This window comes from Rhodococcus sp. 852002-51564_SCH6189132-a (genome assembly GCF_001665495.1).
GTDB classification, from domain to species: domain Bacteria; phylum Actinomycetota; class Actinomycetes; order Mycobacteriales; family Mycobacteriaceae; genus Rhodococcus; species Rhodococcus pyridinivorans.
Window position 1 is genome coordinate 24,775 of sequence record NZ_LZMJ01000033.1, and the last position, 11,685, is coordinate 36,459.

The window sequence follows — 11,685 nt, forward strand, 5'->3', positions numbered from 1 at the left end:
TGGCACATATAGTCCCACCATGCTGCCACCGCGTCCCGGTACTCCGCTGTCTTCCGCCCGCTCGACCCGCCCGGTGGCGCCGTGAGTGCCGGCGGCGAACTGCTCGTCGGGCTGGCGATCCTCGTCGGCCTGCTCGGGATCGTGCTGCCGGTCCTGCCCGGCGTCCTGCTGATCTTCGGCGCGATCGCCGTATGGGCGTTCCTCACGGGAGGCACCACCGCATGGATCGTGCTGGGCGTCGCGGCGGTGGCGCTGCTGGTCACCGGCATCGTGAAGTACACCTGGCCCGGCAAGCGACTGCAGCAGGCCGGGGTGCCGAACCGCTCGTTGATCCTCGCCGGTCTGCTCGGCATCGTCGGGTTCTTCGTCGTCCCGGTCGTGGGGCTGTTCCTGGGCTTCTTGCTCGGCATGTACCTGTCGGAGGTGCAGCGGCATCGCACCCACCGCGACGCGTGGGTCTCGACGGTCGCGGCGACCAAGGCGGTCGCGTTGTCGATCCTCGTCGAACTGTTCGGCGGACTCGTCGCGGCGTCGGTGTGGCTGGGCGCCGTCCTGTTCACCTGAGCGCACCCGGAAAGCCGAGCAGACCCGAATGCGAGGAGGGACCCATCCGCGCGGATGGGTCCCTCGTCGTTCGTGCAGTTCAGGCTGCTGTCACGCCTTGTGCGGCTCGCTCGCGCGGAACATGTCCTCGCGCTCGACGACCTTCACGCGCTCGCGGCCCTCGGCCTCACCGAGGCTGCGCTCGTGCGCATCGAGGCGGTACCAGCCCTGCCAGGTGGTGTACGGCAGCTGCTTGTCCTCGAGGAACTTCACGATCGCGTCCTCGGACGGATCCTCGGGGGTGTTCAGACGGCCGGCGGCCCGGTCCTCGAGCAGGTTCGCGACGGTCTCGTTCGCGTCGCCCTTGGTGTGGCCGATCAGGCCGACGGGGCCGCGCTTGATCCACCCGGTGACGTAGGTGTGCGGCATGAACCGGTCGGGACCCTCGGCGCTTTCGTCGGCGAGCACACGTCCGGCCTCGTTCGGCACGGTGCCGGCCTGCTCGTCGAAGGGCAGCTTGGCGATGTTCTGCGAGAGGTAGCCGACCGCGCGGTAGACGGCCTGGACCTCCCAGTCGTTGAACTTGCCGGTGCCGCGCACGTTGCCGGTGCCGTCGAGCTCGGTGCGCTCGGTGCGCAGACCGACGACCTTGCCGTCCTCGCCGAGGATCTCGTGCGGGGACTCGAAGAAGTGCAGGAACAGCTTGTGCGGACGGTTGCCCACATCGCGGATCGCCCAGTCCTGCAGGGTGTTGGCGACCATGTCGACCTGCTTGGAGTTGCGCCGTGCCTGCTCGGAGCCCTCGTCGTAGTCGATGTCCTCGGGGTCGACGATGACCTCGATGGTCGGGGAGTGGTCGAGTTCGCGCAGCTCGAGCGGCGTGAACTTGGCCTGCGCCGGACCACGGCGACCGAAGACGTGCACCTCGACGGCCTTGTTGTTCTTCAGACCCTCGTAGACGTTCGGCGGGATCTCCGTCGGCAGCAGCTCGTCGCCGGTCTTGGCGAGCACGCGGGCGACGTCGAGCGCGACGTTGCCGACACCGAGGACGGCGACCTTCTCCGCCTCGAGCGGCCAGGTGCGCGGCACGTCGGGGTGACCGTCGTACCAGGACACGAAGTCGGCGGCGCCGTAGCTGCCGTCGAGGTCGATGCCGGGGATGTTCATCGCGCGGTCCGCGTTCGCGCCGGTCGAGAAGATCACCGCATCGTAGAAACGCTGCAGGTCGTCGAGGGTGAAGTCGCTGCCGTAGTCGAGATTGCCGAGCAGGCGGATCTGCGGCTTGTCGAGCACCTTGTGCAGGGCGGTGATGATGCCCTTGATGCGCGGGTGGTCGGGCGCGACACCGTAGCGGATCAGACCGAACGGCGCCGGCATGCGCTCGAACAGGTCGATGCTGACCCCGGGATCCTGCGCAGTGTCGGACTTCATGAGTGCGTCGGCGGCGTAGATACCGGCAGGGCCGGCACCGACGATCGCGACGCGAAGGGGACGAGTCTGATCGGTCATCAGGGGATCAACTACCTCTTCGGTGTGCGGACGGACATATCCAGCTTAAATTAAGGCTGCCCTCAGTGGGCTCGGCGCAGGTCGCGCGGGGATGACGGCGAAGGAGGACGAATCGAGCCGTCGAGCGAATCGCTTCAGCGACAACACATGTGGGCACCCATACGACACAGGTCGACGGCGAGGCGTCGAACGAGCTGCGTGGTGGCCATGCGACAATTCCTACCTCGAGAGGGTTTTTAGGGCAAATGCGGTCGTGACGGGCCGCGACCTCGCGCCCACTAGGATCGGGCGCATGGCCAAGCGCGGAGCCCCCGAACCCGAACCCGATCCCGGCCCGGATCCCGACGGTCCCACCAGTAGCAGCATAGGGCCTTTCCTCGGAGCCCTCGCGGTCCTGGTGGTGCTCGTCCTCGTCGTCTTCGGCGCCCAGCTCTTCTCCCCGGCGGGCGACGACCTCACCGAGGACGAGATGGTGCGCCGCGCCGTCACCGACTACGTCTCCGCGCACAACGAGAACGACGGACCGATCCTCGACCGGCTGCGGTGCAGCGATCTGCCCGCAGAGGAAGCACCGCTCGCGGACGTCGAGGGACGCGTGGAGCTGCAGGCCACGCAGAACATCGCCGTGGACGGCGATCGGGCCACGGTCGACGTCCGGACCGGCCTCGACGGGGAGACGCAGACCGAGACGTGGCAGGTCGTCCGCATCGACGACGTGTGGCGGATCTGCCGGTTCTGACGTGTCGCCGTGCGTATACGAAGCGGTGCCCGCGTGTACGTCACAGTCCGACCTGTGAAAATATGTCCCGGTGAGCTACGCAGGTGATATAACGCCGCAGCAGGCATGGGACCTGCTGCAAGGTGATCCGGATGCCGTGCTCGTCGATGTGCGTACCGAAGCCGAGTGGAAATACGTCGGGGTCCCCGAGACCTCGTCGCTCGGTCGCCGGACCGTGTTCGTCGAGTGGGTTCGTTACCCCGACGGCGCCCCCAACCCGAACTTCGTCGAGGATCTGAGGGCAGCGGGTATCGGCAGCGGACCGGTGATCTTCCTGTGTCGCTCGGGGCAGCGCTCCATCGGAGCGGCCACGGCCGCCACCGCTGCGGGCCTGACCCCCGCCTACAACGTTCTCGAAGGATTCGAAGGCGCTCTCGACGGCGAAAGCCATCGCGGTGCCGAGGGCTGGCGGGCCGCGGGCCTGCCGTGGAGGCAGTCGTGAGTTCCATCCCCCAGGGCGGCGCGTTCGACAAGGCGCTGCCCGCCACCGTTCGCCCCGCCACGCTCGGCGTGCGCGGCGGCACCCTCCGATCCGGTTTCGAGGAGACCTCCGAGGCCCTTTACCTCAACTCCGGGTTCGTCTACGAGTCGGCCGAGGCCGCCGAGGCCGCTTTCACCGGCGACGTCGACCATTTCGTCTACTCCCGCTACGGCAACCCCACGGTGAAGATGTTCGAGGAGCGCCTGCGCCTGCTCGACGGTGCCGAGGGGGCGTACGCCACCGCGTCCGGCATGTCCGCGGTGTTCACCGCGCTCGCCGCGTTGCTCGGCAAGGGCGACCGTCTCGTCGCGGCACGCAGCCTCTTCGGTTCGTGCTTCGTCGTGTGCAACGAGATTCTGCCCCGCTGGGGCGTGGAGACGGTGTTCGTCGACGGCGAGGATCTCGACCAGTGGGAGAAGGCACTGTCGGTGCCCACCACCGCGGTCTTCTTCGAGACCCCCTCGAACCCCATGCAGACCCTCGTCGACGTGCGTCGCGTCTCCGAGATGGCGCATGCGGCGGGCGCGAAGGTGGTGCTGGACAACGTCTTCGCCACCCCGCTGCTGCAGCGCAGCCTCGATCTCGGTGCCGACATCGTCGTCTACTCCGGCACCAAACACATCGACGGTCAGGGCCGCGTGCTCGGCGGAGCGATCCTCGGACCCGCCGACTACATCGACGGGCCGGTGCAGAAGCTCATCCGCCACACCGGGCCGTCGCTGAGCCCGTTCAACGCGTGGACGCTGCTCAAGGGTCTCGAGACCATGCCGGTGCGGTTGCGCGCCTCGGTCGATTCGGCGCTGCGCATCGCGCAGTTCCTCGAATCGCAGGATGCGGTGCGCTGGGTCAAGTACCCGTATCTCGAGTCGCACCCGCAGTACGAACTCGCGAAGTCGCAGATGAGTGGCGGTGGCACGATCATCACGTTGGAGCTCGACGCCCCCGAGGGCGAGGGCAAGAAGCGTGCCTTCGAGCTGCTGAACAAGCTGCGCATCGTCGACATCTCGAACAATCTCGGCGACTCCAAGTCGCTCATCACCCACCCGGCGACCACCACCCACCGGGCGATGGGACCGGAGGGCCGGGCCGCGATCGGTTTGTCCGACGGCGTGGTGCGACTGTCCGTGGGCCTCGAGGATCCCGAGGATCTGCTCGAGGATCTCCAGCAGGCGCTGTCCTGACCTGGGACGCCGTGAGCTACGCTGCGGGTGTCCTGCCGATCCGGTAGGGCACCCGCTGCGTTTTCGGTGAAGCCGGTGAGATTCCGGCGCTGTCCCGCAACTGTAAGTCCCGATACGGGGTGAGCCAGGTCGGCCGGCGCGGAGGGTCCGTACGTACTGGTCCTCGGACGAAGGACGGTGGCGTGCCGCAACCACCTGTTGCAGCCGTGCTGTTTTCGTCCTCCGAACAACGGAGGATGGCTGTGCCACTCGACAACCACCGACGGCTGCTCGCCGCCGGACTGACCGCTTTCGCGCTCCTCGCCGCAGGGTGCTCGAGCAGCGACGATTCGTCACCGTCCGGTGACACCGACACCACCTCCGCGGACGTCCCGCAGGCCATCGTGTCGCTGAGCCCCACCAGCACGGAGATGCTCTACGCCGTCGGTGCCGGCGACCAGGTGGTCGCGGTCGACGACCGATCCGATTATCCGGCCGACGCGCCCGTCACCGATCTGTCGGGGTACACCCCCAACGTCGAGGCGATCCTCGGTTACGAACCCGACCTGGTCGTCGCCAACGCCGATACCGCCGATCTCGTTGCGGGACTCGAACAGGCCGGTGTCGAGACGCTGATCCTTCCCGCGGCCGAGAACCTGGACGACACCTACGCCCAGATCGAGCAGCTGGGAGCCGTCACCGGACACGTCGGCGACGCCGCCGAACTTGTGGCGCAGATGAAGACGGACATCGACGAGATTCTCGCCGGCCTCCCCGAACGGGAGACCCCGCTGACCTACTACCACGAGCTCGACAACACCTTCTACACCGTCACCGACGACACCTACATCGGCGAGATCTACTCGATGCTGGGGCTGACCTCGATCGCGACCGGCGGCGACGGCTACCCGCAGCTGTCCGCCGAGTACGTCCTCGAACAGAACCCCGACGTGATCTTCCTGGCCGACGGCCAGTGCTGCGGCGTCACGCCCGAGGTCGTCGCGGAACGTGCCGGATGGGGCGAGCTCACCGCTGTCCGGGACGGCCAGGTCTACGTCCTCGACGAGGACATCGCCAGTCGCTGGGGGCCGCGCGTCGTGGACCTGATGCGTGAGGTCGCCCGGATCGTCGGCACCATCCCCGCGGTCCAGCCCACGCCTTGATCTCCGTGTCGCGAGGCAACACCCGCGCACTGCCACCCGGTGGTGCGCGGGTACCGCCGCGCAACGTGCTCGTGCTGACCGGCGCAGTGCTCGCCCTGTTCGCCGCGATGCTGGTCGGGATCCTCGTCGGGCCCGCCGGTCTCACCCCGGGCGGGGTGCTGCTCGACATCGCCGACCGCCTGCCGCTCGTCGACGTCGACTCCGGGTTGAGCACGCGTCAGCAGGCGATCCTGTGGAACATCCGGATGCCGCGCGTCGTGCTCGGGGTGCTGGTCGGTGCGATGCTGGCCATCGCCGGTGCGGCCTACCAAGGGGTCTTCCGCAATCCGCTCGCCGATCCCTATCTGCTCGGGGTCTCCAGCGGCGCCGGTCTCGGTGCCACCCTCGCCATCGTCGTGGGCGGCGCGGCCGGGTTCGCCGGTGTCCCGATCGCGGCCTTCGCCGGGGGCCTGCTCGCCGTCGGCGCGACGTATTCGCTCGGCCGCACCGTCGGCGGCAGCCGCTCGGAAGTCGTCATCATCCTCGCCGGTGTCGCCGTCGCGGCCTTCGCCAACGCGATCCAGACGTTCTTCATGCAGCTGCACGACGACACCCTGCGGCAGGTGTACTCGTGGATGCTCGGCCGCCTGTCCACCGACGGTTGGTCCGACGTCGTCGTGGTCCTGCCGTACGTCGTGGTCACCGTCGCGATCATCGCGCTGCATCGGCGCACACTCGATGTCATGGCGGTCGGCGACGTCGAAGCCGCGAGCCTCGGGATCAACCCGGCGCGCGTGCGGCTGCTGCTCGTCTGCGTCGCGACCCTCGGAACCGCGGCCGTCGTCTCGGCGAGCGGTCTCATCGGGTTCGTCGGCATCGTCGTCCCCCACGCGGTCCGGCTGCTCGCCGGACCCGGCCACCGTCTCCTGCTGCCGCTGTCGCTGCTGGTGGGTGCGTCCTTCCTCGTCCTCGCGGACGTCCTGGCCCGCACCGTCATGTCGCCCGCCGAACTGCCGATCGGTGTCGTCACCGCGGCGATCGGGGCGCCCTTCTTCCTCGTCGTGCTCAGACGGAGCCGAGGTGTCCGATGAAGAGCGATGTTCTCCCCACCGGGACCGTGACGGTGTCGTGCCGGCAACTCGGCGCCGAACGCGGCGGCATCGAGGTGCTTCACCGCGTCGACCTGAACGTCACCGCCGGTTCCTGGGTATCGCTGGTCGGACCCAACGGGTCGGGCAAGACCACCCTGCTGCACGTCCTCGCCGGGCTCGTGCCGGCCACCGGTCACCTGCAGGTCGCCGACATCGTGCCGGGGCGCGCCGGACGTCGGGACATGGCACGCGCGGTCGCGCTGATGCCGCAACGCCCCGTGGTGCCGGAAGGTGTCACCGTCAGGGAACTGATCCATCTCGGCCGCACCCCGCACATCCCGCGCTTCGGATCCGAGACCGCGCACGACCGCGAGGTGGTGGACCGGATCGTAGAACGGCTCGAGCTCGAAGCGTTCGCACCGCGACTCGCGACCGAACTGTCCGGCGGTGAGCTGCAGCGCGTCGTGCTCGCACGCGCTCTCGCCCAGCAACCGCGGGTGCTGCTCCTCGACGAACCCACCAGCGCACTCGACATCGGACACCAGCAGCAGGTACTCGAACTCGTCGATTCGATGCGCACCGAAGGCGACCTCACCGTCATCGCCGCGATGCACGACCTGACCTCCGCCGCCCAATACGGGGAACGGCTCGTACTGCTCGATCGCGGGCACGTCGTCGCCGACGGAGCGCCCGACGACGTCCTCACCGCCGAACGCATCGCGCAGGTCTACGGCGCCCGCGTCGAGATCCTCGACCGCCCGGCGGGTCGCGCCGTCCTCCCGCTCCGCGACAGCACGAAGGACCGCTGATGGAGGTCGTGCTCCTGGGAACCGGCGCGGCGGACGGGTGGCCGAACCCGTTCTGCACGTGTGCATCCTGCGCGGATGCCGCCCGTCGCGGCGAGATCCGCGGGCAGACCGCGGCACTCGTCGACGATGTGCTGATGCTCGACTGCGGTCCGGAGGCGCCCCGCGCGGCCGTGCGGCACGGCAGGTCGCTGGCGCAGGTGCGGCATATCCTCCTGACCCACGCCCATGCAGATCATCTGGGCCCGCAGGCATTGTTGTTCCGGTCGTGGGTGGCCGCCGGCGTCGAACTCGATGTGATAGGTCCCGCCGACGCGCTCGACACCTGTAGACCCTGGGTGGCTCCCGACGCGCCGGTGCGTTTCGTGCCGGTCGAGCCGGGGGACTCGCTCACCGTCGGCGACTACTCGGTGCGCGTTCTTCCCGCACGGCACAAGGTCTTCCGCGACGGCGACGCGGTGCTGTACGACCTGTCGGGCCCCGGCGGGTCGCGGTTGCTGTGGGCGTGCGACACCGGGATGTGGCTCGCCGAGTGGTTCGAGGCCGTGCGCGACGCCCGGTTCGACGCGGTATTCCTCGAGGAAACCTTCGGCGACCGTTCCGAATTGTCCGAGGGTCACCTCGGCCTGCCCGAGTTCGGCGCGATGGTGGATGGTCTGCGCGGTGTCGGTGCCGTCACCGAGAACACCGAGGTGGTCGCAGTGCATCTGGGTCACCACAATCCGCCCATCGACGAACTGCGGAATCGTCTGCAGCAGGTGGATGCTCGTCCCGGTCGTGACGGTGAGGTGGTCTACGTGGGTGAAGGGACTCCGGTCGTGCCGCATCGGACGCTGGTTCTCGGGGGAGTGCGGTCGGGCAAGTCGCGGCACGCCGAGGAACTACTCGCGTCCTGCCCGTCCGTCACCTACGTCGCCACCGGCGGGACACGAGAGGGTGACGCGGAGTGGGCGGAACGTGTTGCACTGCATCGGGAGAGACGACCGAAATCGTGGTCGACGATCGAGACCCCGGACGTGGCGAAGGTATTGCGGGACGCGGACGAACCCCTGCTCGTCGACTGTCTCGGAACCTGGCTCACGGCACGACTCGACCTCCACGACGTGTGGAACACAAAGAATTCCGCTGCCGTCGACGCCGACATCGACGATCTCCTCGATGCGTGGCGGCAGGCCCGGGTTCCCGTGGTCGCGGTCAGCAACGAGGTGGGCAGTGGTGTGGTGCCGGCGAGTGCGTCGGGGCGGTTGTTCCGCGACATGCTGGGTCGGCTCAATGCGCGGGTCGCCGAGGCCAGTGAGTCGGCAACTCTCGTGGTGGCGGGGATTCCCATTTCTCTGAAATCGAATTGATACCTGTTCTTCTCGTAACGCTGCGGACAACCCCGGCAGAGGCGAATTCCGGAAAGTGGTGCGTCAGGCGAGCAGTCGGTAAAGCCCGATCAGCCCCACCACGACGATCACCGCCCGCAGCGCGACCGGCGACAGGCGCCGGCCGTAGTGGGAACCGAGATAGCCACCGATCAAAGAACCCACCGCGATCAGTGCGGCCACGGTCCAGTCGATCCGGTCGAACGCCACCAGGATGTACGCGCACGCGGCCACGACGTTCACCACCAGCGACAGCAGATTCTTCACCGCGTTCTGTCGCTGGATGTGGTCGTGCAGCAACGCTCCGAACAAACCCATGAGCAGAATGCCCTGCGCCGCCGTGAAATAGCCGCCGTAGATGCCGACGGCGAAAGTGCCGACGACGAGCAGTGTCATCCGCACCGGTCCGAGGTGGCCGTCGGCGTCGCCGCCGGTTCTGCGGGCCACCCACGCCTGGATCTTCGGCTGGAACACGACGAGGGTAAGGGCCAGGAGGAGCAGGATGGGTACGACCGTCTCGAAGACGGTCTCAGGCAGGTGGAGCAGGAGCCACGCTCCTACCAGTGCCCCGCAGAACGACGCCGGGATCTGCCATCGCAGCCGCTCCCATTGCCCGCGCAGCTCGCGCCGATACCCCCAGGTGCCTGACACACCTCCAGCGACCAGGCCGATCGCGTTGGACATCGTCGCGGTCACCGGGGGCACACCGAACGCGACGAGCGTCGGGAAGGTGATGAGAGTGCCGGATCCGACGAGGGAGTTGATCGCTCCGGCGCCCAGTCCGGCCAATGCGACGAGGAAGAGTTCGAGCGGGGTCACCGAGGCGAGTCTACGGCGTACCGAACCGGCCTTGTCGTCGATGCCGGGGCACCGCGTCGACATCGACATCGGTCTCGACGAGGAACGGATTTCCGTCACAGTGAGAGAAAGCACTTCCGCGGCGTGCCGCACTCCGTAGCTTGAGGCGCGACCATCCAGAGCGACCGAGAGACCTGGCTCTACGACGTCGCAGCAACCCCCCGTACGCGGGTGCGGGTGCTACCGCCGGGACCCACGTCTGCACCCTCGCTTTCCCACACCCCGCATTCCCGAAAGGCCCATTCCGATGGCTCCCGCCCACAGGACGTCGCCGTGAGCACGTCCACCCGGGCACGACAGTCGAAGCGGTCGAGGCGTACCGGGCAGCGTTCCGTCCGTCGCCGATCCTGAGGAAGCCCTACGTGGTGGTCTCGGCCGACGCGGTGGTCGCCGACGACGACGCCACCGCACGCGAACTGGCGTCGACCTACGGGCATTGGACGCACAGCATCCGCTCGGGCCACGGCGCGATCCCGTACCCGGACCCGGAGACCACCCCGCCGCTGACCGACGAGGAGCGAGCCCTCGTCGACGACCGTATCGTCACCCAGTTCGTGGGGGCGCCGAGCTCGGTGGCGGAGCGTCTCGACACCCTCCGCCGAGTGACGGACGCCGACGAACTCGTCGTCACCTCGGTCACCCACGGCCACGAGGACCGTCTGCGTTCCTACGAACTGCTGGCCCGCGAATGGGGATTGGCGCGGGTCCGCGCCGCGTGATCGTTGGTCGAGACCGGTGTTGTTGTCGATAACTCGCGAGAAATCGACAACAACACCGGTCTCGATTCGGCGCGTCTGGGGATAACGTCGAAAGTTCTCCACAGACGGCGGATTCGGGGTACCGGGAACGCAGGAGACCGGGCACGCTCGCGCTCATGGTCGACTTCCACGAACCGTTCGCCGGCACCGATGCACTGGCGGCCGGATCGGTGACGCGGTATCAACTTCGGCACCACTTCGTGAAGCTTCATCGCAATGTGTACGTCGCTCCGGGAGTCGAAGCGACCGCGCTGCTACGCGCGAAGGCCGCCTGGTTGTGGACCGGAGGCGCCGGGGTACTGGCCGGACCATCCGCAGCCGCCGTGCACGGGACCCGTTGGCTCGACGCGTCGTTGCCGGCGGAGATGGTGCGACCCGGAAAACTGCACTCGACGCCGGGCATCATCGTTCGCAGCGTCGACGACATCGAATCCTGCGTCGTCGACGGAATGACGGTGACGATACCGGCCCGAACGGCCTTCGACCTCGCGCGCGGTGCGGACCTCGATCGGTGCGTCGAAATGGTGGACGCGCTCTGCAATGCGACCGGAACGAAGGTCCACGAGATCGAAGCGGTGGCCGCTCGGAACAAGGGCGCTCGGCACCTCGCGTCCGTACGGAAGGTTCTCGAACTCGTCGACGGAGGTGCCGCGTCACCACCGGAGACGCACACGCGGCTGCTGATCGTCCGGTCCGGTCTGCCCGTGCCGGAGACGCAGATCGAGATCTACGACGGTGGGCGGTTCGTGGCACGCGCGGACATGGGCTGGAAGCAGTGGAGGGTCCTCGTCGAGTACGACGGTGCGCAGCACTGGACCGATCGAGTACAGCGGACCATCGACATCGACCGCTATGCGTTGCTGTCGGAGCTCGGTTGGACCGTGGTGCGTGTCGGCGCCGACCTGCTGTATCGGCGACCTCGAGTCCTCGTCGAAAGGGTGCGACGCGCGTTGCACCGCGCCGGTGCCCTCGGGTGACCTGTCGAGACCGGTGTTGTGTGCGATTCTTCGGTGAATTTCGAACACAACGTCGGTCTCGACCGACGACGAGCGTCCGGTGGGCATACTCGGGGACATCGGAACGCGAACGGTCGGAGGAATCTGTGGCTCAGGGTTTGAAGTTGGGATACAAGGCGTCGGCAGAGCAGTTCGGGCCGCGCGAGTTGGTGGAGTTGGGTGTGTTGGCCGAGGCG

General features: G+C 67.9%; 11 protein-coding genes, 1 pseudogene and 1 riboswitch. Of the genes and pseudogenes, 10 read left to right on the forward strand and 2 right to left on the reverse strand.

What is annotated here, in order from left to right; all coding sequences use genetic code 11:
• The first annotated feature begins 81 nt into the window (after positions 1 to 81).
• Positions 82 to 564 carry a DUF456 domain-containing protein gene (locus tag A5767_RS06415; protein WP_006552932.1) on the forward strand — a complete coding sequence of 161 codons (483 nt, stop codon included), beginning with the start codon at positions 82 to 84 and terminating at the stop codon, positions 562 to 564.
• A gap of 90 nt (positions 565 to 654) precedes the next feature.
• Here the strand turns inward: A5767_RS06415 and A5767_RS06420 are convergent, their stop codons facing one another.
• Positions 655 to 2,052, reverse strand: a complete 1,398-nt coding sequence (locus tag A5767_RS06420; RefSeq protein WP_064851949.1) for an FAD-dependent oxidoreductase — start codon at positions 2,050 to 2,052, stop codon at positions 655 to 657.
• A gap of 292 nt (positions 2,053 to 2,344) precedes the next feature.
• Here A5767_RS06420 and A5767_RS06425 point away from each other — a divergent pair, with 292 nt between their 5' ends.
• The 7 genes from A5767_RS06425 (at position 2,345) to cobU (ending at position 8,859) form a co-directional block, all read left to right on the forward strand.
• A complete protein-coding gene (locus A5767_RS06425) occupies positions 2,345 to 2,791 on the forward strand; it encodes an Rv0361 family membrane protein (RefSeq protein WP_006552930.1) in 447 nt (148 codons plus the stop codon).
• 70 nt (positions 2,792 to 2,861) lie between these two features.
• Positions 2,862 to 3,272: a rhodanese-like domain-containing protein gene (locus A5767_RS06430; protein ID WP_006552929.1), complete on the forward strand. Its 411-nt coding sequence runs from the start codon at positions 2,862 to 2,864 to the stop codon at positions 3,270 to 3,272.
• Entirely contained in the window at positions 3,269 to 4,492 is a 1,224-nt protein-coding gene (locus A5767_RS06435) for an O-succinylhomoserine sulfhydrylase (protein ID WP_006552928.1), read from the forward strand. Before A5767_RS06430 ends, A5767_RS06435 begins: the two co-directional genes overlap by 4 nt.
• Before the next feature lie 24 nt (positions 4,493 to 4,516).
• Positions 4,517 to 4,644: riboswitch (cobalamin riboswitch) on the forward strand.
• 84 nt (positions 4,645 to 4,728) lie between these two features.
• Positions 4,729 to 5,634 carry an ABC transporter substrate-binding protein gene (locus A5767_RS06440; RefSeq protein WP_024101844.1) on the forward strand — a complete coding sequence of 302 codons (906 nt, stop codon included), beginning with the start codon at positions 4,729 to 4,731 and terminating at the stop codon, positions 5,632 to 5,634.
• A 107-nt stretch (positions 5,635 to 5,741) separates the two neighbouring features.
• Positions 5,742 to 6,704, forward strand: coding sequence for a FecCD family ABC transporter permease (locus A5767_RS06445; protein ID WP_228045161.1), 963 nt, complete (start codon positions 5,742 to 5,744; stop codon positions 6,702 to 6,704).
• Entirely contained in the window at positions 6,701 to 7,513 is an 813-nt protein-coding gene (locus A5767_RS06450; RefSeq protein WP_064851950.1) for an ABC transporter ATP-binding protein, read from the forward strand. The genes A5767_RS06445 and A5767_RS06450 overlap by 4 nt, the downstream gene beginning before the upstream one ends.
• Entirely contained in the window at positions 7,513 to 8,859 is a 1,347-nt protein-coding gene (gene cobU, locus A5767_RS06455; protein WP_064851951.1) for a bifunctional adenosylcobinamide kinase/adenosylcobinamide-phosphate guanylyltransferase, read from the forward strand. Before A5767_RS06450 ends, cobU begins: the two co-directional genes overlap by 1 nt.
• A 63-nt stretch (positions 8,860 to 8,922) precedes the next feature.
• On the opposite strand, the gene A5767_RS06460 is transcribed toward cobU, so the two are convergent.
• Entirely contained in the window at positions 8,923 to 9,696 is a 774-nt protein-coding gene (locus A5767_RS06460) for a sulfite exporter TauE/SafE family protein (protein WP_006552923.1), read from the reverse strand.
• 317 nt (positions 9,697 to 10,013) lie between these two features.
• Between A5767_RS06460 and A5767_RS06465 the strand changes: the two are divergent.
• Together A5767_RS06465 and A5767_RS06470 are read left to right on the forward strand one after the other, a co-directional pair.
• A pseudogene (locus tag A5767_RS06465) lies at positions 10,014 to 10,454 on the forward strand (LLM class flavin-dependent oxidoreductase); the annotation flags it as partial.
• A gap of 155 nt (positions 10,455 to 10,609) precedes the next feature.
• Positions 10,610 to 11,470, forward strand: a complete 861-nt coding sequence (locus tag A5767_RS06470) for a DUF559 domain-containing protein (protein ID WP_006552921.1) — start codon at positions 10,610 to 10,612, stop codon at positions 11,468 to 11,470.
• The last annotated feature ends 215 nt before the right edge of the window (positions 11,471 to 11,685 follow it).